Origin of the sequence: Agrobacterium rubi TR3 = NBRC 13261, assembly GCF_000739935.1 — a bacterium.
Taxonomy (GTDB): domain Bacteria; phylum Pseudomonadota; class Alphaproteobacteria; order Rhizobiales; family Rhizobiaceae; genus Agrobacterium; species Agrobacterium rubi.
The window spans coordinates 173,836-197,935 of record NZ_BBJU01000003.1 but is presented as its reverse complement, the minus strand read 5'-3'; the positions used below and the strand labels follow the sequence as shown (position 1 = coordinate 197,935).

General features: G+C 57.4%; 24 protein-coding genes. 10 read left to right on the top strand and 14 right to left on the bottom strand.

The window, feature by feature from the left end; all coding sequences use genetic code 11:
• Nucleotides 1–103: 103 nt before the first annotated feature.
• From map to glpK, 4 genes are all read right to left on the bottom strand, one after another.
• A complete protein-coding gene (map, locus tag RRU01S_RS02290) occupies nt 104–856 on the bottom strand; it encodes a type I methionyl aminopeptidase (protein WP_045228615.1) in 753 nt (250 codons plus the stop codon).
• A 17-nt stretch (nt 857–873) separates the two neighbouring features.
• The gene (locus tag RRU01S_RS02285) at nt 874–1,935 is read right to left on the bottom strand and encodes an LLM class flavin-dependent oxidoreductase (protein ID WP_045228614.1); all 1,062 of its coding nucleotides are present in this window, start codon (nt 1,933–1,935) and stop codon (nt 874–876) included.
• A gap of 172 nt (nt 1,936–2,107) precedes the next feature.
• Nucleotides 2,108–2,575: an SRPBCC family protein gene (locus RRU01S_RS02280; protein WP_045228613.1), complete on the bottom strand. Its 468-nt coding sequence runs from the start codon at nt 2,573–2,575 to the stop codon at nt 2,108–2,110.
• A 62-nt stretch (nt 2,576–2,637) separates the two neighbouring features.
• On the bottom strand, nt 2,638–4,137 hold the full coding sequence (glpK, locus tag RRU01S_RS02275; protein ID WP_045228612.1) for a glycerol kinase GlpK: 1,500 nt from the start codon (nt 4,135–4,137) through the stop codon (nt 2,638–2,640).
• Between the two features lie 160 nt (nt 4,138–4,297).
• Here glpK and RRU01S_RS02270 point away from each other — a divergent pair, with 160 nt between their 5' ends.
• From RRU01S_RS02270 to RRU01S_RS02235, 8 genes are all read left to right on the top strand, one after another.
• Nucleotides 4,298–5,074 carry a 3-hydroxybutyrate dehydrogenase gene (locus tag RRU01S_RS02270; protein WP_045228611.1) on the top strand — a complete coding sequence of 259 codons (777 nt, stop codon included), beginning with the start codon at nt 4,298–4,300 and terminating at the stop codon, nt 5,072–5,074.
• A 23-nt stretch (nt 5,075–5,097) separates the two neighbouring features.
• Complete coding sequence (xdhA, locus tag RRU01S_RS02265) at nt 5,098–6,567, top strand: xanthine dehydrogenase small subunit (protein WP_045228610.1); 1,470 nt, start codon at nt 5,098–5,100, stop codon at nt 6,565–6,567.
• 3 nt (nt 6,568–6,570) lie between these two features.
• Nucleotides 6,571–8,910 (top strand): xanthine dehydrogenase molybdopterin binding subunit, encoded by a 2,340-nt coding sequence (gene xdhB, locus RRU01S_RS02260; protein WP_045228609.1) that lies wholly within the window; start codon nt 6,571–6,573, stop codon nt 8,908–8,910.
• A gap of 212 nt (nt 8,911–9,122) precedes the next feature.
• Nucleotides 9,123–9,980 carry a xanthine dehydrogenase accessory protein XdhC gene (xdhC, locus tag RRU01S_RS02255; RefSeq protein WP_045228608.1) on the top strand — a complete coding sequence of 286 codons (858 nt, stop codon included), beginning with the start codon at nt 9,123–9,125 and terminating at the stop codon, nt 9,978–9,980.
• A gap of 224 nt (nt 9,981–10,204) precedes the next feature.
• A complete protein-coding gene (locus RRU01S_RS02250; RefSeq protein WP_045228760.1) occupies nt 10,205–11,098 on the top strand; it encodes a LysR substrate-binding domain-containing protein in 894 nt (297 codons plus the stop codon).
• 102 nt (nt 11,099–11,200) lie between these two features.
• The gene (gene puuD, locus RRU01S_RS02245) at nt 11,201–12,448 is read left to right on the top strand and encodes a urate hydroxylase PuuD (protein ID WP_045228607.1); all 1,248 of its coding nucleotides are present in this window, start codon (nt 11,201–11,203) and stop codon (nt 12,446–12,448) included.
• Entirely contained in the window at nt 12,445–13,752 is a 1,308-nt protein-coding gene (gene guaD, locus RRU01S_RS02240; RefSeq protein WP_045228606.1) for a guanine deaminase, read from the top strand. The genes puuD and guaD overlap by 4 nt, the downstream gene beginning before the upstream one ends.
• Nucleotides 13,753–14,005: 253 nt before the next feature.
• Complete coding sequence (locus RRU01S_RS02235; RefSeq protein ID WP_045228605.1) at nt 14,006–15,964, top strand: methyl-accepting chemotaxis protein; 1,959 nt, start codon at nt 14,006–14,008, stop codon at nt 15,962–15,964.
• A gap of 78 nt (nt 15,965–16,042) precedes the next feature.
• On the opposite strand, the gene RRU01S_RS02230 is transcribed toward RRU01S_RS02235, so the two are convergent.
• A complete protein-coding gene (locus tag RRU01S_RS02230) occupies nt 16,043–16,561 on the bottom strand; it encodes a hypothetical protein (RefSeq protein WP_045228604.1) in 519 nt (172 codons plus the stop codon).
• Between the two features lie 279 nt (nt 16,562–16,840).
• Between RRU01S_RS02230 and RRU01S_RS02225 the strand changes: the two genes are divergently transcribed.
• Complete coding sequence (locus tag RRU01S_RS02225; protein WP_045228603.1) at nt 16,841–17,977, top strand: alpha-hydroxy acid oxidase; 1,137 nt, start codon at nt 16,841–16,843, stop codon at nt 17,975–17,977.
• Between the two features lie 14 nt (nt 17,978–17,991).
• On the opposite strand, the gene RRU01S_RS02220 is transcribed toward RRU01S_RS02225, so the two are convergent.
• Both RRU01S_RS02220 and RRU01S_RS02215 read right to left on the bottom strand, forming a co-directional pair.
• Entirely contained in the window at nt 17,992–18,321 is a 330-nt protein-coding gene (locus RRU01S_RS02220; RefSeq protein WP_202032941.1) for a DMT family transporter, read from the bottom strand.
• 11 nt (nt 18,322–18,332) lie between these two features.
• On the bottom strand, nt 18,333–18,917 hold the full coding sequence (locus RRU01S_RS02215) for a TetR/AcrR family transcriptional regulator (RefSeq protein WP_045228601.1): 585 nt from the start codon (nt 18,915–18,917) through the stop codon (nt 18,333–18,335).
• Nucleotides 18,918–19,104: 187 nt separating this feature from the next.
• On the opposite strand from RRU01S_RS02215, the gene RRU01S_RS02210 reads away from it, so the two are divergent.
• On the top strand, nt 19,105–20,346 hold the full coding sequence (locus tag RRU01S_RS02210; RefSeq protein ID WP_045228600.1) for a D-alanyl-D-alanine carboxypeptidase: 1,242 nt from the start codon (nt 19,105–19,107) through the stop codon (nt 20,344–20,346).
• A 7-nt stretch (nt 20,347–20,353) separates the two neighbouring features.
• On the opposite strand, the gene RRU01S_RS02205 is transcribed toward RRU01S_RS02210, so the two are convergent.
• From RRU01S_RS02205 to puuE, 7 genes are all read right to left on the bottom strand, one after another.
• On the bottom strand, nt 20,354–21,094 hold the full coding sequence (locus RRU01S_RS02205) for a metallophosphoesterase family protein (RefSeq protein WP_045228599.1): 741 nt from the start codon (nt 21,092–21,094) through the stop codon (nt 20,354–20,356).
• A 5-nt stretch (nt 21,095–21,099) separates the two neighbouring features.
• Nucleotides 21,100–21,456 carry a hydroxyisourate hydrolase gene (uraH, locus tag RRU01S_RS02200; RefSeq protein WP_045228598.1) on the bottom strand — a complete coding sequence of 119 codons (357 nt, stop codon included), beginning with the start codon at nt 21,454–21,456 and terminating at the stop codon, nt 21,100–21,102.
• Complete coding sequence (locus tag RRU01S_RS02195) at nt 21,453–21,953, bottom strand: ureidoglycolate lyase (protein WP_045228597.1); 501 nt, start codon at nt 21,951–21,953, stop codon at nt 21,453–21,455. The genes uraH and RRU01S_RS02195 overlap by 4 nt, the downstream gene beginning before the upstream one ends.
• A gap of 3 nt (nt 21,954–21,956) precedes the next feature.
• A complete protein-coding gene (locus RRU01S_RS02190; RefSeq protein ID WP_045228596.1) occupies nt 21,957–22,319 on the bottom strand; it encodes a HepT-like ribonuclease domain-containing protein in 363 nt (120 codons plus the stop codon).
• The gene (locus tag RRU01S_RS02185) at nt 22,316–22,609 is read right to left on the bottom strand and encodes a nucleotidyltransferase family protein (protein ID WP_045228595.1); all 294 of its coding nucleotides are present in this window, start codon (nt 22,607–22,609) and stop codon (nt 22,316–22,318) included. Before RRU01S_RS02185 ends, RRU01S_RS02190 begins: the two co-directional genes overlap by 4 nt.
• 70 nt (nt 22,610–22,679) lie before the next feature.
• A complete protein-coding gene (uraD, locus tag RRU01S_RS02180; RefSeq protein WP_045228594.1) occupies nt 22,680–23,177 on the bottom strand; it encodes a 2-oxo-4-hydroxy-4-carboxy-5-ureidoimidazoline decarboxylase in 498 nt (165 codons plus the stop codon).
• The gene (gene puuE, locus RRU01S_RS02175) at nt 23,177–24,100 is read right to left on the bottom strand and encodes an allantoinase PuuE (RefSeq protein ID WP_045228593.1); all 924 of its coding nucleotides are present in this window, start codon (nt 24,098–24,100) and stop codon (nt 23,177–23,179) included. Before puuE ends, uraD begins: the two co-directional genes overlap by 1 nt.

Genomic DNA, 24,100 nt, shown 5'->3' with positions numbered 1-24,100 from the left:
AATGCGGCAAGCGCTAACTTACGAAGATGTAAGGTAGATCATCAATTTTTGCTGCCGTACATGACGAAGCCTTTACTTAACGCCTACATGCAATTTTCTGGCATTACTCGGCAAGCGTGAGGATCAGCGGACCGTTTTTCGTCGCGACCACTGTATGTTCAAACTGAACCGTTGGCGCGCTGGGGTCGCTGAACAGCGTCCAGGGATCGTCGTCGCCGTCTTCGGCCCAATAGGCCCCCATGGACAGAAACGGTTCGACGGTGAAGACCATGCCGTCGGTCATAACGCGCGTCTCGTCCTTGTCTGGCCATGTGGCCAGTTCGGTCGGCTCCTCATGCAGGGAGCGGCCGATGCCGTGGCTGGAAAGATTGGTGATCAGCGTGTAGCGGTTTTTCTTGGCGAAGGCGCCGATGGCATTGCCGATATCGGCCAACGGCCGGCCGGATTTGATCTGTTGCAGGCCCGTCCACATGGCGCGCTTGCCATCGCGGCACAGGCGCTCGATTTCTTTTTTGACAGGCGGCACGGCAAAGGACGAGCCGGTATCGCCGAAGAAACCATCCTTGACTGCCGACACATCGATATTGACGAGATCGCCCGCCTTGATGATGCGTGGGCCGGGAATGCCGTGTGCCACTTCCTCATTGACGCTGATGCAGGTGGCACCGGGGAACTGATAGCAAAACTCCGGCGCAGACTGTGCGCCATTGTCTTCCAGCACCTTGCGACCGATGGCGTCCATTTCCAGCGTGGTCATGCCTGGCTCCATCGCATCGGCCATGGTCTGCATCGCCAATGCGCAGATGCGACCAATGTCTTTCAGCTTTGCCAGTTCTTCTTCGGTGGAGATAACCATTGCCGTTCCGTCGTTTTTCAGGCCGTGGCTTTCGCCCTATCAGCACTCCCAGTCAATTCTTTTCTGACGATTGGGGCGACTTTGGTACCGTAAAGCTCGATACCGCGCATGATCTGGTCATGCGGCATCAGGCCGATGGCCATCTGCAACAGGAAGCGGTCATTCCTGAAAACGCTGTGCGCCTTGATGATTTTTTCCGCCACCAGCTCCGGCTCGCCGAGAAACAGATTGCCGTCGAGGCCACGTGCCACGTCATACTGTGCTCGGTTAGTTGGCCCCCAGCCGCGCTCGCGACCGATGCGGTTCATCACCTCGGCCTGTGGACCGTAGAATTGATCGGCAGCCTTGTCGGTCGTGTCGGCAATGAAGCCGTGGACATTGATGCTGGTTTTCTGCTTCGTGGCATCCTGGCCCGCGCGGCGGGCGGCCTCGCGGTAAAGATCGAACAGCGGCGCATAGCGGCGGTATTCACCACCGATGATGGCCAGCGCAACCGGCAAGCCCATCGCCCCTGCCCGCGCCACCGATTGCGGCGTGCCGCCAACGGCGATCCACACCGGCAGATGCTCCTGCAGGGGTCGGGGATAAACGCCGCGTCCGTTAATCGGCGGATGCTTGGTGCCGGACCAGGTGACGATTTCCTTTTCCCGAAGCGCCAATAACAAATCCAGCTTTTCGCTGAAAAGCTCGTCATAATCTTCCAGAGCATAACCGAACAGGGGGTAGGACTCGATGAAGGACCCGCGCCCCGCCATGATTTCGGCGCGTCCGTTGGACAAGAGATCGACCGTGGCGAATTGCTGGAACACGCGGATCGGATCATCGGAACTGAGCACAGACACAGCACTTGTCAGTCGAATATTCTTGGTTTTCACGGCCGCCGCCGCCAGCACTGTCGAGGGTGACGAAATCGCATAATCCGGGCGGTGATGTTCGCCAAGTCCGAACACATCCAGCCCGACCTGATCGGCAAGCTCGATTTCCTCCAGAAGGTCCTTCAGCCTGCGCGCACCTTCCGCACCCTTGCCGCCCTGTGCGTTCGGATCGACATCCGCGAATGTGTAAAGCCCCAGTTCCATGCACTAACCCTCAATGACGTTGGTTGAGAAATAGGGATAGAACGGGGTCGAGGCAAATCCAAAATCTGGAAGCGACCTCTCGATAAAATTGCTAAGGCAACATCGAAAGAGAATCTGAAATCAACCGTTTGGCGGTTTCACTTGATTTCAAAACACAGCGGCTGGGTCGGCGTTACGGGCGCTGCAACAGGGCCTCCATTTGCTCGGCCGCAGCATTCCAACCTTCATGAAATCCCATCTCCTCATGGGTCAGCTTGTCTTCAGCGGTCCAGTGTTGGGCACGCGCGGTATATTTGGTGGTGCCGCTGCCAGCATCTTCAAATGTTATGTGGCCGGTCATGAAGGGGCGATCTCCCGGCACCCAGCCCGCGCGGAAGGCATCGGTGAAAATCAGCCGCTGGTTGGGCACGACATCCAGAAACACCCCGAAATTCTCATAGACCTCGCCCGTTGGCGCATGCATGGTGGTATTAAAAGACCCACCGGGTCGCAATTCTATGAAGGCCTGCGAGGTCCGGTACGGAACCGGCGCCCACCATTGAACGAGCAGGTCTGGATCCGTCCAGGCCTGAAACACTTTTTCCGCCGGTGCATTGATAATGCGGCTCAGTGACAATTCATGCTGTGCAATGTTTGGCATCCGCTGTCCCCTCTCCCTGAACGGCGGATACCATATCGCATTTTAGCAATAACTATAAATGCTTATTTCGAGCGATTGCTCAGCGTGCGGGCAACGGCATCTTTCCAGCCCTTGATCTTACGCTCGCGGGTCTCACCATCCATTTTAGGCTCGAAACGTTGATCGCGCGACCAAGCGTCGGAAAACGCCTTCATGTCAGGCCAGACACCGGCCTTGCTGCCCGCAAGCCAGGCAGCACCGAGTGCGGTGGTTTCAAGGATGACCGGGCGGTCCACGGGTGCGTCGATGAGGTCGGAGAGCCGCTGCATTGTCCAATCGGACGCCACCATTCCGCCATCCACCCGCAGAACCGTATCGCCATTGGCGTTTTTCCAGTCCTTGTGCATGGCGTCTAGAAGATCGCCGGTCTGATAGCACACGGCCTCAAGCGCCGCGCGGGCAAACTCTGCCGGACCCGTGCCGCGCGTCAGCCCAAACATCGCGCCGCGTGCGTCGGCATCCCACCACGGTGCACCGAGACCGACGAAGGCAGGAACCAGATAAACGTCCTGAGATGGATCGGCCTTTTCGGCCAAAACGCCGGTTTCCGAGGCAGAGCCGATCACCTTCAAGCCATCCCGCAGCCATTGTACCGCAGCGCCCGCCACGAAGATGGAGCCTTCCAACGCGTATGTGGTCTTGCCATTCAGTCGGTAGGCAATGGTCGTCAGCAGCCGGTTCTTGGAGCGAACCATGTCCTCGCCGGTGTTGAGAAGCGCAAAGCAGCCCGTGCCATAGGTGGATTTCAGCATCCCCGGTTCGAAACAGGCCTGCCCGATGACGGCAGCGTGCTGATCGCCCGCCACGCCGAGAATGGGGATCGGCGCGCCGAACAGGGCTTCATCGGCCAGGCCGAATTCGGCAGCGCAATCCAGCACTTCAGGCAGTACCGATGCTGGTACGTCGAGGATGTCGAGAAGCTGCTTATCCCAGGCATTCTTTTCGATGTTGAACATCAGCGTGCGTGACGCATTGGTGGCATCCGTCACGAAGGATTTGCCGCCCGTCAGCCGCCAGATGAGGAACGTATCGACCGTGCCGAAGCAAAGCTCGCCCTTTTCCGCCCGCTTGCGCGCACCCTTTATCTTGGAGAGCAGCCAGGAAAGCTTGGTGCCGGAAAAATAAGGGTCGAGCAGCAGGCCGGTTTTCTTGACGAAGGCCTTTTCGTGGCCGTCCTTCTTCAGCTTTTCGCACAGCTTGGCGGTGCGCCGGTCCTGCCAGACGATGGCGTTGTGCAGCGGTTTGCCGGTGTCACGCTCCCACAGCAGCGTTGTTTCGCGCTGGTTGGTAATGCCGATAGCGGCGATATCCGAGGCTTTCAGCTTGGCTTTTTCCAGTGCCTGCTTGATGGACCAGACGACGCTTTCCCAGATTTCTTCCGGGTCATGCTCCACCCAGCCGGAATCGGGAAATATCTGGCGGAATTCTTTCTGCCCCGTGCCTGCCACCTGCATCGAACCATCGAAAACGATGGCCCTTGTCGATGTCGTACCTTGGTCGATGGCGAGGATATATCCGCCCATGCATGCCTCCCGAAACTATGTCTGCGGCAAAACAATATGCGCGGCGGGGAAAGTCAAGCCACCGTCGCATGCATCCTCATGTCAAATACGATTGCCAGTTCCCCCGGTTTAAGCATAACCTGATGTAAATCGTTGCAACGTTGGATAAAAAGGGGAACGCATGCATCGGACAGTCATCGTAACAGGCTCGACCAGTGGTATTGGTCTGGCCATAGCGCAAGCCTTCGCAAATGATGGTTGCAACGTCATGCTCAACGGCTTCGGCGACGAGCACGAAATCGAAGATACGCGGCTTTTGATGGAAGCGGAAAGCGGCACCCGCGTGCTCTATCACCCCGCCGACATGACCAAGCCAGACGAAATTGCCGACCTGATCAAGACCACCCACGAGAAAATGGGTGCAGTGGATATTTTGGTAAACAATGCGGGTGTGCAGCATGTGGCCCCAGTGGAGGAGTTTCCGCCGGAAAAATGGGATCAGATCATCGCCATCAATCTGACCAGTTCTTTCCACACCATGCGTGCTGCGATTCCGCTGATGAAGGCCGCTGGCAAAGGCCGCATCATCAACATCGCCTCGGCCCACGGGCTCGTCGCCTCGCCCTATAAATCTGCCTATGTCGCGGCAAAGCATGGTATCATCGGCCTGACGAAATCCGCAGCGTTGGAGCTTGCCGAAACCGGAATTACCGTCAATGCCATCTGCCCAGGCTACGTGCTGACATCACTGGTGGAAAAGCAGATACCCGATACGGCGAAGTCACGCGGCATCAGCGAGGACGAGGTTAAGAACGATGTTCTCCTGCGGCTGCAAGCGACGAAGGAATTTGTGACGGTCGAGGATATCGCAGCGACCGCCATCTTCTTGGCCAGCGACGCGGCCAAGCAGATCACCGGCACGCATATTTCCATCGATGGCGGCTGGACCGCCCAATAACGACAAGCATACGAAGGCACGGCATGAAAGACGCAATTAGCTTCATCCTCAACAACGAGACCGTTTCTCTTCGGGATTTCGGCCCGACGGAGACCCTGCTCGATTATCTGAGGCTGCAAAAACGACTGACCGGCACCAAGGAAGGCTGTGCAGAGGGTGACTGCGGCGCCTGCACCGTGCTGGTCGGGCGGCTGATGGACGGCTCACTGCGTTATGAAACCGTCAATGCCTGCATTCGCTTCATCGGCTCGCTGCATGGCACCCATATCGTCACCATCGAGCATCTGGCCAGCAAGGACGGCGTTCTGCATCCGGTGCAACAGGCCATGGTGGATTATCATGGCTCGCAATGCGGCTTCTGCACGCCCGGCTTCGTCATGTCGCTTTATGGCCTTTGGCTGACGAGCAACAAGCCATCCCGCGCAGACATCGAAAAGGCCTTGCAGGGCAATCTATGTCGCTGCACGGGCTACGAGCCGATCATCCGCGCCGCCGAAAGCGTGACGGCTGCCAAGCCCAGCACGCTGTTCGATCCGATAGAACGGGACCGTGCCAGCATCATGTCCCGCCTATGGGCCATTCAGCTGAACGAGACGATCACCGTCACCAAAGATGACTGTCGCACCATCATCCCCTCCAACCTCAACGAGTTTGCAGCCGCCTATGCCGCCGAGCCCAAGGCGACCATCGTTGCAGGCTCCACCGATGTCGGCCTGTGGGTAACGAAGCAGATGCGGGCGCTGAACCCGGTCATCTTCATCAATCACTTGAGCGAGCTGCAATCCATCTACGTCGAGGACGGCGGCATTTCCATTGGCGCTGGCGTGACTTACGCCCACGCCTTCACCGTTCTCGCAAAGCACATTCCACCCTTCGCCCGCCTGATCGACCGCATCGGCGGCCAGCAGGTGCGCAATATGGGCACGATCGGCGGCAACATCGCCAACGGCTCACCCATCGGCGATACGCCACCGGCGCTGATCGCGCTGGGCGCGACGCTCACCTTGCGCTCTGCGTCCGGCAGCCGGACCATGCCGCTCGAAAAATACTTCATCGACTACGGCAATCAGGACCGTTTCGCGGGCGAATTCGTGGAGAAGATTTTCGTGCCGATCCCGGCCGCTGATGTGCATTACGCCATCTACAAGATTTCCAAACGTCGCGATGAGGATATTTCCGCGCTCTGTGCCGCCTATCATCTGAAGCTGGATGAAGCAGGTACGGTCAAAGACATCCGCATCGCCTTCGGTGGCATGGCGGCAACGCCCAAGCGAGCCGCGAAGCTGGAAGAGGCGCTAATGGATCAGCCTTGGAATTCTGAGACCATTGAGGCAGCGCGTGATGCCATCGATGAGGATTTCCAACCGCTGACGGACTGGCGCGCTACCGCCGAATACCGGATGCTGACGGCGAAGAACCTGCTCACGCGGTTCTTTCTAGAGACATCCGGCGAGCACCATGAGTTGCAGCGCTTCGCGCTGGCGGAGGCCTGAGCCATGGACACCAACACTTTCGAGCGCACCAAAACCGCCGTCGATGGCAAGATGCACAACTCTCTGCGCCATGATTCAGCGCACAAGCATGTCACCGGAAATGCCGAATATATCGATGATATTCCCGAACCGGCGGGCATGATCCACGGTGCCATCGGCATGGCGGACCGGGCGCACGCCGAAATCGTGTCGATGGACCTCTCAGAGGTGGAAGCCACGCCCGGTGTTCTCTGGGTCATGACCGGCAAGGATGTGCCAGGTGAAAACGATGTGTCCTCCGGCGGGCGTCACGACGAACCTTTGCTGGCGGAAAAGCTGGTGCAGTTTCACGGTCAGCCGATCTTTGCCGTGTTTGCCGAGACCCGCGACATTGCCCGCAAGGCAGCGCGCAAAGCGAAAATCACATACAACGATTTGCCGCATTGGAGCGATATCGACAGCGCCATGGAGAATGGCGAACCGCTGGTCACCCCCGGCATGACCCTTCAGCGTGGTGATGCCGAGCTGGAAATGGACGTCGCACCGCGCCGCCTGACCGGTACGATGCGCATTGGCGGGCAGGAGCATTTCTATCTCGAAGGCCACATCGCCATGGCGGTGCCGGGCGAAGATGACGAGGTGACCGTGTGGAGTTCCACCCAGCATCCCAGCGAAATCCAGCACATCGTCAGCCACATTCTGCAGGTGCAATCCAACGCCGTGACCGTGCAGGTCAGGCGCATGGGCGGTGGGTTCGGTGGCAAGGAAACGCAGGGCAACCAGTTTGCAGCCCTCTGCGCCATCGCCGCCAAGAAGCTGAACCGCGCCGTCAAGATGCGTCCCGACCGCGATGAGGACATGACCGCCACCGGCAAGCGCCACGACTTCCGCGTCGATTATGAACTGGGCTTCGATGACGAAGGCCGCATTCACGCGGTTGACGCCACCTATGCCGCGCGCTGCGGTTTCTCCTCCGACCTTTCCGGCCCGGTAACCGACCGCGCGCTGTTCCACGCGGATTCAAGCTATTTCTATCCGCATGTAAAACTGCAATCGAAGCCCTTGAAAACCCACACGGTTTCCAACACGGCCTTCCGTGGTTTCGGCGGTCCGCAGGGTATGCTGGGGGCGGAACGCTTCATTGAGGAAATCGCCTATGCGGTGGGCAAGGACCCGCTGGAAATACGCAAGCTGAATTTCTACGGCCAGCAGGGCTCGAACCGGACGCTGACCCCCTATCATCAGGAGGTCGAAGACAACATCATCGCCCGAATCGTGGAGGAACTGGAAACCTCCAGCGACTATCAGGCGCGGCGACAGGCGATCATCGAGTTCAACAAGACGAGCCCCATCATCCGCAAGGGCATTGCGCTGACGCCGGTGAAATTCGGCATCTCCTTCACCATGACCGCCTTCAACCAGGCGGGCGCGCTGGTGCACGTCTATAATGATGGCTCCATCCACCTCAACCATGGTGGCACGGAGATGGGTCAGGGCCTTTACACCAAGGTCGCGCAGGTCATTGCCGATGCGTTTCAGGTGGATATCGACCGCGTCAAGATCACCGCGACCACGACAGGCAAAGTGCCCAACACCTCCGCCACCGCCGCCTCTTCCGGCACAGATCTCAACGGCATGGCCGCCTATGATGCGGCGCGCCAGATCAAGGAACGCCTGGTCAAATTCGCCATGGAAAAATGGAATGTGGGCGAAGATCAGATTACGTTCCTGCCCAACCGTATCAGGGTAGGAACGGAAGAAATCGCCTTTAACGACTTCATCAAACAGGCCTATTTCGCCCGCGTCCAGCTTTCTGCCGCAGGCTTTTACAAGACGCCGAAAATCCACTGGGACAGGGCTGCTGGCAAAGGCACGCCGTTCTATTATTTCGCTTATGGCGCATCGGTTTCGGAGGTCTCCATCGATACGCTGACCGGCGAATATATGATGGAGCGCACCGATATTCTCCACGATGTCGGCAAATCGCTGAACCCAGCCATCGACATCGGTCAGGTCGAAGGTGGCTTCATCCAGGGAATGGGCTGGTTGACGACGGAGGAACTGTGGTGGGATGCCAAGGGGCGACTGCGCACTCACGCGCCGTCCACCTACAAGATACCGCTGGCGTCGGACCGCCCGAAAATCTTCGATGTGAAACTGGCGGAATGGGCCGAGAACGCTGAGCCCACTATTGGTCGCTCCAAAGCCGTCGGCGAACCGCCGCTTATGCTGGCGATTTCTGTGCTGGAAGCATTGTCGATGGCGGTGGCCAGCGTTGCTGATTACAAGGTCTGCCCGAGGCTGGATGCGCCTGCGACGCCTGAACGGGTGTTGATGGCGGTGGAGCGGTTGAGGAAGGTGTGAGGTGATGAGGCAACGCTTGAGTGCGGAGCAGAGCCCCCTCTGGCCTGCCGGCCATCTCTCCTACAAGGGGGGAGAAGATATGCCGCACCCTCTCCATCACTTACGCATGTCTCTGCGACTGAAGCGAAGGCCTAGCCACACGGTTTCTCCCCCCTTGTGGGGGAGATGGCCGGCAGGCCAGAGGGGGTTCGCGGGCACCAAGGCCGACGCCCATGCCTGACACCCCCATCTCCTCTTTTCTCGATGGATCAAACCCCACCATCCTCATCGAAATCGAATCCGTAAAAGGCTCTGCCCCACGCGAAGCCGGAACCTTCATGCTCGTTTCATCAACCCGCATCTGGCAAACCATCGGCGGTGGGCAGTTCGAATACATGGCCATCGACCACGCCCGCGCGATGCTGGCGGGCAAGACAGCCAACGACACCATGGACATCCCGCTCGGCCCCGAAATCGGCCAATGCTGCGGCGGGCGCACCCTGCTGCAATTCACAAAGGTCACACCCGCAATCGCCGAAGGGCTGAAGCAGCGCCTAGTGCAAGAGCACCAGTCCCAGCCCGCCGTCTTCATCTTCGGCGCGGGCCATGTGGGCAAAGCTCTGGCCCAGGCACTGGCCCTCCTTCCACTCTCCATCACCGTCATCGAGACGCGGCGTGAGGAACTGGTTTGGCTACCTGAGACCGTGTCGTCCCACCTTACCGCGATGCCCGAAGCCATGGTGAAAGCCGTTCCCGCTGGTGGAACGGTGATCATCGTCACCCATGATCACGCGCTGGATTTCCTGATTGCCAAGGAAGCGCTTGCCCGCGCTGATCTGGCCTATGTCGGCATGATCGGTTCCAAGACCAAACGCGCCACCTTCGCGCACTGGCTGGAGCGCGAAGGTCAGCCAACGTCAATGCTAGAGCGACTGGTTCTGCCCATCGGCGGAAACACCGTGAAAGACAAACGTCCCGCCGTCATAGCGACCTTGGTAGCAGCCGAAGTGCTTCACGCAATTCATCGCTTTGCCGCACCCGCCCCGGCCCGATCTGATCGCGACCATCCAGCAGGCCAAGATCGCGTTTGATGTGGTCCTGCATTTCGTCTTCCTGCGACGGGTTCGATTGAGCCGATTTTCGCGTAAACCAGTCCAATATCCATAGTCGCGCAAATAGCCGTGGCCAGACGCTGAGAGCGGCTGTACGCATATCATTTCTCCAAAGTTCTTTTGATGCTATGGAGAAGAAATGCTCCTGTTTTCATGGAAAAACCAATGAAACTTCTGATGATATGGATAAAGAGAACTTATCCATGAAACTCTCCCGTAACGTACCCCTGAATGCCATGCGCGTGCTGGAAAGTGCCGCGCGTCACCTGAGTTTCACTAGGGCTGGCGAAGAGCTGGGCATGACGCAGACGGCGGTGAGCTATCAGATCAAATTGCTTGAGGATTTCGTCGGTGCACCGCTGTTCCTGCGCAAGCCACGGCAGGTGGAACTGACTCAAACGGGCGAGTTACTGGCAGGTCGGGCATCGCAAGCCTTCGGTATTCTTGCGACGGCGCTGGAAGAAGCGCGCAACAGGACGGCGGATGTTCTCATCATCTCCTGCACCACGACCTTCGCGCATCAATGGCTGGCGAGACGGTTGGGCGTGTTTCAGGCCAGATACCCCAAAATCTCGGTGCAACTGGCTCTCACCAACGAGATCGTGGACTTTGCCCGCACCAATGTCGATATCGGCATTCGCTGGGGCAAAGGCGATTGGCCTGACGTCATCAGCCGTCGAATCATGCGGCTGGATTTTGCCCCAGTCGTCAGCCCCAAGCTTGCCGCCACCATCGGCGGGCTGAAGCATCCCGCCGATATTCTGAAACTGCCCATCATCAGCCCCAATGATCGCTGGTGGAAACACTGGTTTGCGGAAGCAGGGGTGACCGAGACCGATCTCGACAGCCGAACCGGCAGCGACTTCGGCATCCAGAATCTGGAAGCGCAGGCGGCCATTGCGGGCCACGGCGTTGCCATCGTCAATCCGGTCCACTTCGCCGAAGACATCGCATCCGGTCGCCTGCTCCAACCCTTCGACCTGGTCTGCAATGATGGCCACGACTACTGGATCGTTCATCACGAAAGCCGCCGCAAGGTCGCCAAGATCAAGGCATTCAGCGAGTGGATGGAGGAGGAGTTTCCGACGGAGCCGTGATTGCCACTGTTTACCCTCAACAAATCTGTCGGTTTCGCAGGTTCCCCTCTTTTCTGATGGTCGAATTTCTCGCACAGTGCGGTGCAACGTCAGGGGAACATAATGTACGAATATGCCATTGCGTGGGAATGGATGGCCTTTGCCGTCAGGTGGCTGCACGTCATCACCGCCATCGCCTGGATCGGCTCATCCTTCTACTTCATCGCACTGGATTTGGGGCTGGTGAAGCGCCCGCACATGCCGCCGGGTGTTTATGGTGAAGAGTGGCAGGTGCATGGCGGCGGTTTCTACCATGTGCAGAAATATCTGGTCGCGCCTGCCTCGATGCCGGAACATCTCACCTGGTTCAAATGGGAAAGCTACGCTACGTGGCTCTCCGGCTTTGCCATGCTGTGCATCGTCTATTATGGCGGTGCAGATCTGTTTCTCATCGATCATTCGGTGCTGGAACTCACGCAGTTCCAGGCCATCTGTCTGTCGCTGGCCTCGCTCGCCATCGGCTGGGTGTTTTATGATCTGCTGTGCAAATCCCCCATCGGCAAGAACACCTGGGGCCTGATGGCGGTGCTTTACATCGCGCTGGTGGCGATGGCCTGGGGTTATACGCAAGTGTTTACGGGCCGCGCCGCCTTCCTGCATCTCGGCGCCTTCACCGCCACCATCATGTCGGCCAACGTCTTCATGATCATCATTCCGAACCAGAAGATCGTCGTCGCCGACCTCATCGCCGGTCGCACGCCTGACCCGAAATATGGCCGCATCGCCAAGCAGCGCTCGCTGCACAACAATTATCTGACGCTGCCCGTCATCTTCTTTATGCTGTCGAACCATTATCCGCTGGCGTTTGCGACGCAGTTCAACTGGATCATCGCGGCATTGGTGTTCCTGATGGGCGTCACCATCCGCCACTGGTTCAACACCACCCACGCCCGCAAGGGCAGACCTACGTGGACATGGCTGGTCACCGTGCTGATCTTCATCGTCATCATGTGGCTCTCCACCGTGCCGAAGGTTCTGACCGGTGAGCAGGAAGAAAAAGCAGCAACGCTTTCGCCCACCCAGCAGCTTTTCGCAGCCGATGTGCATTTCGCCTCGGCACGCGACGTGGTGCAGAGCCGCTGTTCCATGTGCCATGCGGCGGAGCCTGTCTGGGAAGGCGTGCCGTTCACACCAAAATCGGTCAAACTGGAAACCGACGCGCAAATTGCGGCCCATGCACGGGAAATCTATTTACAGGCAGGTCGCAGCCATGCCATGCCCCCCGGCAACATCACGGCGATCACGCCGCAGGAACGCAAGGTGCTGACCGCATGGTACGAGAGCGCCGTATCCCAAGGAAAAACGGAATGAGCATGCTTCTGCTGCGCGGACGTCTCTTGAGCTTCAACCGCGCACCGCTCGCAATCGACGATACGGCAAGCTACCTCTACATCGAAGATGGCGGCCTGCTGCTGGAAAACGGCAAGATCAGCGCCATCGGCGAGTATGCGGACATCCGCGCGCAGGCACCTGAAGACATCGAAGAAACGGACCACCGCCCTCACCTCATCGTGCCGGGCCTGATCGATCTGCACATGCATTTCCCGCAGATGCAGGTCATCGGTTCCTACGCCGCCAATCTGCTGGAATGGCTCGACACCTACACCTTCCCAGAAGAGTGCCGTTTCGTGGAAAGCGCCCATGCACAGCGCATCGCCACGCATTTCTACGACGAATTGATCCGCCACGGCACCACGACGGCTGTCGCCTACTGCTCGGTACACAAGACCTCCGCTGACGCCTTTTTCGCGGAAGCCATGAAGCGCAACATGCTGATGGTCGGCGGCAAGGTGATGATGGACCGCAACGCCCCGCAAGGCCTGCTGGACACACCGGAACTCGGCTATGACGAGACACGTCAGGTGATTGCCGACTGGCACGGCAAAGGCCGCAACCACGTCGCCATCACGCCACGCTTCGCTATTACCTCGACGCCGAAACAGATGGAAGCCGCACAGGCACTGGCGCAGGAATTCCCTGACCTCTTCATCCAGACGCATCTGTCCGAAAACCTGGACGAGATCAAATACACCTGCGAACTCTATCCCGATGCTATCGACTATACGGACATCTATGTCCGCTACGGGCTGATGGGCAAAAAGACGCTGCTCGGCCATGCCATCCATCTGTCGGATCGTGAAGCCGATGTGCTCTCGGAAACCGGCGCGGTGGCCGTTCACTGCCCCACATCCAACCTCTTCATCGGCTCCGGCCTGTTCCCAATGAAGAAGCTGCAACGGCGAGAAAAGCCGGTTCGCATCGGCGTGGCCACCGATATTGGCGGCGGATCGAGCTATTCCATGCTGCGCACCATGGACGAAGCCTACAAAATTCAGCAACTGCTGGGAGAACGTTTAAATCCGCTGGAAAGCTGGTACCTGATGACGCGCGGCAACGCCGAGGCCCTATCGATGGCAGACCGCATCGGTACGCTCGATGCTGGTACAGATGCCGATATCACCGTGCTCAACGCGTCTTCGACGCCCGCGATGGCATTGAAGATGGAAGTCGTGACCAGCCTGACGGAAGAACTCTTCCTCATGCTGACCATGGGAGATGACCGCACAGTGGTTGAAACTTATATTGCAGGACAAGCAACTAAAAGTATTATTTAGTCTACACTAAACTTCATAATGTTTTTGTACTAAAACAACAAAACGAAATTTAATTATATTTAAACTACAACTGTTTAACTCTCTCCTTGACAGAAATTCTCCCTCGGTCGCCATGACGGCACGCCACTCTGTCATGCAGCTATCATTTTTCTCGAACTACACGCTCTCTGAAGAGTCTTTGCACAGCCGTTCTCCCACGGCTGCGCCTTTGGATGCCTTGTGTTCGCAGTAACTAAGTCTACCGCGAGGAACGATGTCATTTCTTAAAAACGCAAGTATTCGGACAAAAATCCTATCCTTGATCATCCCGCTATGCGTTGTGGGACTAAGCGCTACGGCCTTTATTTCCAGCCGCTACAAGGCAGCGGACACGAGCTATTCCGACTTCATTGCGAAGGACAACATCGCGAGCGTCGAGATGGCACGCGCTAACCGCAATATGGTCGCCTCTGGCTACGGCGCATATCAAATACTGACCTATCGTCAGCAAGATCCTGGAATGAAAAGGGCGCTGGATTTTTATAACGACAGCAAGACCAGCCTTTTCAGCAGGTTTGACCGTGTCAAACAACTTGTTCCAAACGAAAGCGCAAAGATCGATTCTCTGCTGACGCGCGCGAAAGAGGTGATTTCCATCACCGACCAGGCTGTTCAGATGGGCCAAATGGATCAGGATGAACAGGCGAAGGCGTTTCTGGCGAAAGCTGACGCTTTGATTTTACCTCTGACAGCGGACAATGCTGCGTTTCTGGACGGTATGGTCAAGGCAGTCGGCGTCAATAGTGACGCACTGACCGACCAGACGAACTCTACCATCTTCACGTCCCTGATGGTCGTCGGCATCACCTTCACACTGGGTATCATTTCCTCCCTCATCGTTGCCGCCAAGGGGATCACGACACCGATCGCATCCTTGCGCGAACGGATGATTTCGCTTGCTCAGGGCCAGACGGCAGCGCCTGTCGAAGGCCAGGATCGCAAGGATGAAGTCGGCCAGATGGCGAAGGCCGTTTCCGTCTTCCGCGACAACGCCCTTGAGAAGATTCGTCTGGAAAAGGAAGCCGAAGCCAATCGCAGCGTTTCCGAGAAGGAACGTATTGACCGCGAAGCCCAAAAGGCACAGGACGCGGCAGATACTCAGTTTGCTGTCGATCAACTGGCTAAGGGTCTCGACCGACTCGCCGATGGCGACGTTGCATACCGCATCGAAACGCCATTCGTTTCGCACCTCGACACACTGCGCAGCAACTTTAACGGCTCGGTTGCCAACCTGAACGACGCCCTGCGTGCCGTTGGCCAGAATGCCCGTGGTATCGACGCAGGTGCCAACGAAATCCGGTCTGCTGCAGACGATCTGTCCAAGCGCACGGAACAACAGGCGGCATCGGTTGAAGAAACCGCAGCCGCTCTCGAAGAAATCACCACGACGGTGAAGGATTCGAGCAGCCGTGCCGAAGAAGTCGGCCATCTCGTTGCCAAGGCCCGTGATGGTGCAGAAAAGTCCGGCAACGTCGTGCGTCAGGCCGTGACCGCCATGAACGAGATCGAACGTTCCTCGGGCGAGATCACCAACATCATCAGCGTTATCGATGAGATTGCCTTCCAGACCAACCTTCTGGCCCTGAACGCAGGTGTTGAAGCGGCCCGCGCCGGTGAAGCCGGTAAGGGTTTTGCGGTTGTTGCACAGGAAGTACGCGAACTGGCGCAGCGCTCTGCAAAGGCTGCGAAAGAGATCAAGGCATTGATCACCACGTCTGGCGAGCACGTTCGCTCTGGCGTGACGCTGGTGGGTGAAACCGGCAAGGCACTTGAGGTCATCGTCACCGAAGTCCAGGAAATCAACCGCCACATTACCGCGATCGTTGAATCGTCGCGCGAACAGTCGGTGGGCCTTCAGGAGATCAATACCGCCGTCAACACCATGGACCAGGGCACACAGCAGAACGCGGCCATGGTCGAGCAGTCGACAGCGGCCAGCCACAGCCTTGCCAAGGAAGCGGCCTCTCTCAACCAGCTGCTGTCGCGCTTCAATCTGGGTGATGGCACAGGCGCAACCCGGACAATGCCGGCGGCGGCACCGGTCAGAGCTGCGTCCAACGCGTCCAGACCAGCACCGTCACCAGCCCGCGCGCTGGGCCGCAAGATCGCTGGCGCCTTCGGTGGCGGTTCATCGGCAGCAGCAGTTGCACAGGATACCTGGGAAGAGTTCTGAGACTAAACCCAAAGCAAATGAAATGGGCGGCTTTGGCCGCCCATTTTTCATGTCACAAATCTGAGAATTGCCGGAACTCTAACTGAGGCGAAGACCGTAAGCATCGCTTGGTACTTGGGCGGAACGTTGGGCATTGCTGTTATATCGATGTTTTACCAGCTTTGCGTATTCGAACACCGTTCTAGGTGTCCAGACACCGCCTGTTAGCCGCAAATTGATAAAATCTAGATGAGCTGACATTAAATCATAACCTGTGCCAACGTCTAGAATACTTTTGACAGTCCAAGCACAGTTTTTTCGGTACACTAAATAACGCGGGTTATTTGCAAGCATATTCTCCCAAGCACGCTTCATCTTTGCTTCATCAAGGCCAGATATTGAAACCGTAGCAGTGGGAGGACCTCCCTCAGCTTTTACATCGCCCTCGTATGTTCGCGACGATATTGGCTTGCCCACCAACCACTTCTTGTCACCGTGACCGGGCCACCAACTCACATATCTCTCGAGCCCCTTCGCTTGCCCCGTGCCGATGGTAAGCGAGATATGACCAATGTTATTAGCAGACATATCCGGCGCCCAAAAATAAACCGTAATCATGACCAGCTCCAATCAACTTTATAAAAAATCTATCCTCGGTAGAATTATATTCATCTAGATTTTTCATAACACGTAAAAGGCGATTTTGTGGCAAAAGATAGCCAGATGTGGACCATCGTGTTTTATCGAAACGCGGATGAAGATTGCGCAGCGCCCTGTCTCCGACAGCCGACCGTAAAATTTCCCGAAGATTTTGAACCGGGAAACCGACAATTCCGATGTCACAAATCACGCTCTCATGTTAGGTGAAGATGTTATTCAAATTTGAAGGCTTCATCCATGAGCAAAGCACTGACCATTGCTGACTTGAAGAAACAGGCAAAATTCCGCGTGCCAAAAATGTTCTTCGACTACGCAGACAGTGGCGCATGGACGGAAAGCACCTACCGTGCCAACGAAGATGATTTCGCCAAGATCAAGCTGCGCCAGCGCGTGCTAGTCGATATGACGGATCGTTCGCTGGCAACGGAGATGATCGGCGAAAAAGTCTCGATGCCTGTTGCGCTGGCACCGACAGGAATGACCGGCATGCAGCATGCCGATGGCGAGATGCTGGCGGCCAAGGCGGCAGAGGAATTCGGCGTTCCTTTTACGCTGTCCACCATGAGCATATGCTCCATCGAAGACGTTGCCTCCGTCACATCACGCCCCTTCTGGTTCCAGCTCTACGTGATGAAGGACCGTGATTTCGTCAACAACCTCATCGACCGGGCCAAGGCAGCGAAATGCTCGGCACTCGTGTTGACACTCGACCTGCAAGTGCTGGGCCAGCGTCACAAGGATTTGCGCAATGGCCTGTCCGCCCCGCCGAAATTCACGCCCAAGCACATCTGGCAGATGGCAACCCGCCCGCAATGGTGCCTCGACATGCTTCGCACCAAGCGCCGCAGCTTCGGCAATATCGTCGGCCACGCCAAGAACGTCTCTGACCTCTCTTCGCTATCCTCCTGGACGGCAGAGCAATTCGACCCGCGCCTGTCGTGGAAGGATGTGGAGTGGATCAAGGAGCGCTGGGGCGGCAAGCTGATCCTCAAGGGTATTCTGGATGAGGAAGACGCACGCGCCGCAGCCGATACCGGGGCCGATGCCATTATCGTGTCCAACCACGGTGGACGCCAGCTCGATGGCGCACTGTCGTCGATTGCGATGCTGCCGAAGATCGTCGATGCCGTTGGCGACCGTATCGAAGTCCACATGGATGGAGGCATTCGCTCAGGTCAGGACGTGCTGAAGGCCATCGCTCTGGGCGCCAAGGGCACCTATATCGGCCGCCCATTCCTTTATGGTCTCGGCGCTGGCGGCAAGCTGGGGGTGACGACTGCATTGGAAATCATCCGCAAGGAGATGGACATCACCATGGCGCTGTGCGGCAAGCGTTTGCTGACGGATGTAACCAGCGACATTCTGGTAAAGTGAGGGGCGACAGCCCCCTAATGCCCCACCGTCTTCGAGAACACGTTGACGACCACCACGCCTGCGATAATGAGCCCCAGGCCGATCATTGCGGCGAGGTCGAGCGTCTGGCGGAAGAAGACATAACCAACGGCTGAAATCAGCACGATGCCAAGGCCGCTCCAGATGGCGTAAGCAACGCCGACGGGGATCGTTTTCAGCGTGATGGACAGTAGGTAAAAAGCAGCGCCATAGAAGACTGCCATCAGGATTGTCGGCACCAACCGCGTAAACTGTTGCGATTGCTGCAAGAACGATGTTCCCACGACTTCGCATATGATGGCCGCAAAAAGCGCGCCATAGGTCATGACGGCCCCGCTCATACCGAATTTTCCTTTCGTGCCGCGCGGATGAGCCGCTTTCGAAGTGCTTCCCTGTCTCCGCCGGAACGGCCGTTCTCGCTCATCAAATCCGCAAGCCAGACGCCATCGACGGCAAGCCTGACGAGCTCCAGGCCGACATCGCCATCGGTCTTTTTATGGCGTGTCAGGCGCCCGCCCATCCAGCTCTCCCATCGCTGCCGCAGCGACGGTTCGCTGATCAGAGCAACCGAAAGTGCCGACCACTGCGCATAGGTCTCGCGTCCACGATCGGCAAAAAACGCATTCACATAGGCCCGCGTGAAGCATCCATAGTCGTCACGATCCTGTGAGATCAGCGCGTCTATGTCAGCATCGAGCGTCTCCAGAAGGTCACCGAGAACGGCTTCCAGCAAGGCTTGCTTGGAGGCGAAATGGTGGAACAACCCACCCTTCGTCACCCCCGCAGCAGCGGCGACGGCCTGCATCGAGACCGCCGAAAAGCCCTGTTCTGCCGCAAGTCTTGCCGCGCAGTCGATCAGATTCCGACGCACCCTGTCGGGCTGCTTTTTACGTTCGCTCGTGATGTCCATCCAAATATACATACCGGATGGTTGGTTTCTTTTCAAGGAAATAACCTGCCACCAATGAGGGTCGATTTTCATACTTAATTAGGGATGAAAGCGATCTTTAAAGTTTGAACGGTTTCGTTGTCTGAAACTATCGGTAGGCTTGGATGAGACGAGCGCACGGACAAGGGGTGAATGGATGTTGGGAACGATCAGGCGGGGAATGGCCGGAGCATGGATGTTTGCATTGGCTTTCCTCTGTGCGGTCGTCGCGTTAGAGGCGTCCGAGGCACAGGCGGGTTATGCGCATTTCGTGATGGACGCAAAGACCGGCAAGGTGCTGGCATCGCAAAATGCTGATGTGAGGAACTATCCAGCCTCTCTCACGAAAATGATGACGCTCTATATGGTGTTCGAAGCCCTGAATGACGGACGCCTGAGCTGGGACCAGCGCATCACCATGTCAAGACAGGCCGCAGCCGTCATTCCATCGAAGCTCTGGGTCAAGGCCGGCACCACCTTTACCGTTCGCGAAGCGGTCTACGGCATGATCGTCAAGTCTGCCAATGACATGGCGGAAGGCATGGGCGACCACATCGGCGGCTCGGAAGCGAAATTCGCACAGATGATGACCCGCAGAGCGCACCAACTCGGCATGACGAAAACCGTCTTCCGCAACGCGTCCGGATTGCCCAACAACGCGCAGGTCACAACGGCCCGCGACATGGCAAAGCTGGGCTTGGCGCTTCAGCGTGATTTTCCCCGGGAATACAAACTCTTCGCCATGCAGTCCTTCAAGTTTCGCGGCAAGACTATTCGCGGACACAATCGCCTGATGGCACGCTACACTGGCGTCGACGGTATCAAGACCGGTTACACCAACGCTTCCGGGTTTAACCTCGTCAGTGCGGTCAACCACAATGGCCGCAGCGTCGTCGGCGTCGTGCTGGGTGGCAAGACGGCCCGCAGCCGCGACAACCAGATGGCATCGCTTCTGGATCGAACGATACCCAAGGCATCCAGAGGCGGAAGCAGTCAGCAGCTGATTGCCAGCGCAACCACGAGCCGGACATTCGACGCTACGCCAGCCGCTGTGCCCCTGCCCATGTTCAAGGAACACCACGACCCAATCGCGCTGCAGATTGCCGCCGCAAACGATGTCGTACCGGATATGATGCCGACCTCGGCAGTGCGCGCAACTGCATCCGAGCGGAGCGATTGGGAAGTGCAACTCGCCGCAGCGGATTCACAAGCCGCAGCGATGTCGCTCCTGCGCAACGCACGACCATCCATTGCATCCGACTACTCAGGCATCGCGCCCTACACAGAAGCGGTTCGCAGCGGCGCAGCCACGCTCTACCGGGCACGCTTCACCGGCTTCGACAGCCAGGCGGCAGCCCTGTCGGCCTGCAAGAACCTGAAAGCGCACGACTATTCCTGCGTCGTCATGGCAAACGAGGGTTGATGGTGGATCAGCTGAGCCAGCCGGTGGCGATGGCCTTGCCGAGACCCGGCATACCATTGGCGCTGGCAAGCTCGCCCATGGGTTTGCTGTCATAACGGACCTGCCGGAAACAGACCTGCCAGCCATGCGCTGTGTCCTCCAGCACCGCGTAGCTGGCAAGAGGATGGCCCGCTTCGACCTGATGGTAGAAAGGCTCGTCGTCCTTCCAGCCTGGGCAGCCGACGCTGCCAGGATTGACGATCAACCGGCCATCAGACAGCTGGACGGTGCGTGCGATATGGGTGTGGCCACACAGCATGAGAGGTTGCGTGATCCCCTCCGCCAACGCTTCGATGTCAGGAAGTGAGCGCTGATAGAGAAACCCTTCCGGCGCCAGTTGCTCCAGCCAATAACCTAGATCATCCTTGGGCGAGCCGTGGCAGCAATAGGCCACGTCCTTGAAAACCAAGTCGAAAGGCAGAGCCTGCAACCAGTCGAAATGCTCGGACGATAGCTGCATATGGGCTGGCTTTTCCCAATCGCCCATCAGCTCGAAGGGGCGGTCGATCAAAGCGCGATCATGATTGCCGCGAACGGTCGGGATGTTTTGACCCACCAGAATATCGGCGGTGCGGCCCGCTTCCAGCGGACCACTGAAACAATCACCGAGATTGACGATATCGGTGATACCAAGCTTTTCGATATCTTTGAGCACGGCTTCCAGTGCTGCACAGTTTCCATGGATGTCAGCAATAGCGGCAAAAATCATAAAGGTCAGCTTCCGCGGTAGGTTGAGTAGCTATAGGGCGAAAGCAGCAGCGGCACGTGATAGTGCCCGCTTTCGTCGGCGATGCCGAAACGAATGGGAATGATGTCAAGAAAGGCAGGCTCGGGTAGAACGAGGCCTTTGGTTCTCAGATAGTCGCCAGCGTGGAAAACAAGCTCATACTGCCCCGCCCGGAAATCCTCGCCGATCAGCAAAGGCCCGCCATCGACACGGCCATCGCTGTTGGTTTCGACCGTTTTCAGCTTTTCGCGACTGTCACCATCAAGCCGATAGAGGTCGATCTTCAGCCCTTGCGCGGGTGTACCGTGGGCGGCGTCAAGAACATGGGTGGTAAGGCCGGTCATGGCTTTGGCTCCGCAATGAAATAAGGCTTATCGAAAAAGAACTCTTCCAGATTGTTGCCCGGCCCATCCCGATCCACAACCAGAAAATCGCTGATGGAGCCAAGCGTCATCAAAGGATGGTGCCAGACATTGCGATGATAATTCACGCCCTGATCTGAACGGGCCAGAAACACATGCGGTCTGCCTGGCCTGCCATGGTCATCGTCTGCTACGACGACCAGAAACGGATTACCGGACAAGGGCGTGAAACTCTGGCTACCAAGCGGGTGCCTCTCCATCATATCGATGGCATAGGGAAACTGGCGCGGTTTACCGCGAAAGATGTTCAGGACGACACGAGCGCCCTCGCCTGTCACGTCAGGCGCTGCCAACGCATGGTGCCGCTCGGTATTGCCACCATTGATGAGCCTGATGGTTGCAGGATCCGTCTCGATGACGTCGCCGAAGGGTGCGAATGCTTGGCTGGTCAGTGGCCGTATGTCCAGAAATTCAGTCAAAATTCATTCACCTTGGGCACGCCAGTTTTGTATCCCCGATATTTTTTCCAGAAGCTCAGGAATAGCCGTCTGCGTCGTGTCCCAAACGGTTTCCAAATTGATTGTCATGTAGCCATGAGCAATTCGATTTCGCATGCCGCGTATTCTCTTCCAGGGAATATCGGGGAAATCGGCGATAAACTCGGGATATTCTTCCATAAGGCGCGTGGTTATCTCACCTATCATCAGCAAATTCATGCCGACGGCGCGCTGCCGCACGAGATCGGCCAGAAAATCCTCTTTGGATTTCGCGTGCATAAAGTCGAGCGTTTCGGACGCGATCTGCCGTATTTCATCGAGATATGAGTGCAAGCGCTCCACACTCATACAGGCTTTGCTTCTTTTAGAACCTGCACACGAACCCGCTCGGGAAAATCGCCCGGCGTCAGCAGATGAATTTCGGTGCCGACCATGATGTCTGTCAACTCTTCCAACAACCCGCCCAAATCGAAAAGCGTTGCTCCCGGCAATGCATCCACCAGAATATCGAGATCGCTATCCGGCCGATCCTCACCACGCGCAACGGAACCGAACACGCGCGGGTTGGCCGCGTTGAAGCGTTTTGTCGCTTCGCGGATCGCTTCCCGGTTCTGTTCCAGCACTTCTGACGGTCTCATGGCTTGTCTCCTGAGCGACAATATAGAGGTCAAGTCGCCGCGTGGAAAGACGATTGCTGGCGCATCACTCTCAGCGTTCCTGCAATATGGCTGATAAGCGCAGCAACGCGATTTTTTCGACCTGTGCCGTTGCCTTGGCGAATTCGTCCTGCGCGTTGTTCTCAATCCGCGTTTCAAAGGCGCGCAGGATACCGTCCTTCGTCAGACCTTTAACCGCGATGATGAAGGGGAAGCCGTTCTTCTCGACATAAGCAGCGTTAAGTTCGGTAAAGCGCGCATGCTCCTGCGGCGAGAGACGATCCAAACCAGCCCCGGCCTGTTCCTTACGGCTGTCTTCGGTCAGACCTCCGGCGATGGCCAGCTTTCCGGCAAGATCAGGGTGAGCGCACAGCACGCCCAGCCTTTCTTCTTGGGAGGCAGCGCGAAATTGTTGTGTCAGCGCGGCATGCACAGTGCTCGCCGTCAAAGGCTCACGAAGGTTGCCTGCATCATAAGCACGCTCAGCAATGAAAGGCGAATGCTCGAACACACCGCCGAACCGGCTGATAAACTCGGCTCGATCCAACATCACACAGCCTCCGCCCGGTGATGCGCATGCCAATGGCGGGCGATTTCGACGCGTTGCGGTATCCAGACCTTCTCGTGGCTGAGCACATATTCGACGAAACGGCGCAATGCCGCTGCACGGCCGGGGCGACCGACGAGGCGGCAGTGAAGGCCGATGCTCATCATCTTAGCGGCACCATCGGCCCCTTCCTGATAGAGCACATCGAACGTGTCCTTCAGATAGGTGAAGAACTGATCGCCGGAATTGAAACCCTGCGGCGTCGCAAACCGCATGTCGTTGGCGTCGAGCGTGTAGGGAATGATCAGGAATGGATCGTCTTTCAAACCCTTCACCCAATAGGGCAGATCATCCGCATAACTGTCCGACGAATAGAGAAAACCGCCCTCCTCCATCACCAGCCGCAATGTGTTGTCGGATGGCTTGCCCTGATACATCCCATAGGGGCGCTCGCCCGTCAGCTCCGTGTGCAGGCGCACGGCTTCCAGCACATGCTTGCGTTCTTCCTCTTCGGAAAAATCCTTGTATTCCAACCAGCGATAACCGTGGCTGGCGATTTCCCAGCCCGCTTCCTTCATCGCGGCGACCGCTTCCGGGTTGCGAGCCATGGCGGCGGTAACACCATAGACGGTGGTCGTCACGCCAAGATCGGTAAACATGCGCCACAGCCGCCAGAAACCAGCGCGCGAGCCATATTCATAGATCGATTCCATATTGAGATTGCGCTGGCCGGGCCAAGGCTGAGCACCGACGATTTCCGACAGCAGCGATTCCGACGCCTTGTCGCTGTCGAGAATGCTGCTTTCGCCGCCCTCTTCGTAATTGATGACGAATTGCACCGCGATTTTCGCATCGCCGGGCCATTTCGGATCAGGAGTGTTGCGACCGTAACCGACGAGATTACGGGGATAGTCAGCGGAAATCAT

Coding starts and splice junctions, on each gene's coding strand:
- map (WP_045228615.1), bottom strand. CDS start 856: ATGGTTATCTCCACCGAAGAAGAACTGGCAAAGCTGAAAGACATTGGT.
- RRU01S_RS02285 (WP_045228614.1), bottom strand. CDS start 1,935: ATGGAACTGGGGCTTTACACATTCGCGGATGTCGATCCGAACGCACAG.
- RRU01S_RS02280 (WP_045228613.1), bottom strand. CDS start 2,575: ATGCCAAACATTGCACAGCATGAATTGTCACTGAGCCGCATTATCAAT.
- glpK (WP_045228612.1), bottom strand. CDS start 4,137: ATGGGCGGATATATCCTCGCCATCGACCAAGGTACGACATCGACAAGG.
- RRU01S_RS02270 (WP_045228611.1), top strand. CDS start 4,298: ATGCATCGGACAGTCATCGTAACAGGCTCGACCAGTGGTATTGGTCTG.
- xdhA (WP_045228610.1), top strand. CDS start 5,098: ATGAAAGACGCAATTAGCTTCATCCTCAACAACGAGACCGTTTCTCTT.
- xdhB (WP_045228609.1), top strand. CDS start 6,571: ATGGACACCAACACTTTCGAGCGCACCAAAACCGCCGTCGATGGCAAG.
- xdhC (WP_045228608.1), top strand. CDS start 9,123: ATGCCTGACACCCCCATCTCCTCTTTTCTCGATGGATCAAACCCCACC.
- RRU01S_RS02250 (WP_045228760.1), top strand. CDS start 10,205: ATGAAACTCTCCCGTAACGTACCCCTGAATGCCATGCGCGTGCTGGAA.
- puuD (WP_045228607.1), top strand. CDS start 11,201: ATGTACGAATATGCCATTGCGTGGGAATGGATGGCCTTTGCCGTCAGG.
- guaD (WP_045228606.1), top strand. CDS start 12,445: ATGAGCATGCTTCTGCTGCGCGGACGTCTCTTGAGCTTCAACCGCGCA.
- RRU01S_RS02235 (WP_045228605.1), top strand. CDS start 14,006: ATGTCATTTCTTAAAAACGCAAGTATTCGGACAAAAATCCTATCCTTG.
- RRU01S_RS02230 (WP_045228604.1), bottom strand. CDS start 16,561: ATGATTACGGTTTATTTTTGGGCGCCGGATATGTCTGCTAATAACATT.
- RRU01S_RS02225 (WP_045228603.1), top strand. CDS start 16,841: ATGAGCAAAGCACTGACCATTGCTGACTTGAAGAAACAGGCAAAATTC.
- RRU01S_RS02220 (WP_202032941.1), bottom strand. CDS start 18,321: ATGACCTATGGCGCGCTTTTTGCGGCCATCATATGCGAAGTCGTGGGA.
- RRU01S_RS02215 (WP_045228601.1), bottom strand. CDS start 18,917: ATGTATATTTGGATGGACATCACGAGCGAACGTAAAAAGCAGCCCGAC.
- RRU01S_RS02210 (WP_045228600.1), top strand. CDS start 19,105: ATGGCCGGAGCATGGATGTTTGCATTGGCTTTCCTCTGTGCGGTCGTC.
- RRU01S_RS02205 (WP_045228599.1), bottom strand. CDS start 21,094: ATGATTTTTGCCGCTATTGCTGACATCCATGGAAACTGTGCAGCACTG.
- uraH (WP_045228598.1), bottom strand. CDS start 21,456: ATGACCGGCCTTACCACCCATGTTCTTGACGCCGCCCACGGTACACCC.
- RRU01S_RS02190 (WP_045228596.1), bottom strand. CDS start 22,319: ATGAGTGTGGAGCGCTTGCACTCATATCTCGATGAAATACGGCAGATC.
- RRU01S_RS02185 (WP_045228595.1), bottom strand. CDS start 22,609: ATGAGACCGTCAGAAGTGCTGGAACAGAACCGGGAAGCGATCCGCGAA.
- uraD (WP_045228594.1), bottom strand. CDS start 23,177: ATGTTGGATCGAGCCGAGTTTATCAGCCGGTTCGGCGGTGTGTTCGAG.
- puuE (WP_045228593.1), bottom strand. CDS start 24,100: ATGATTTCCGCTGACTATCCCCGTAATCTCGTCGGTTACGGTCGCAAC.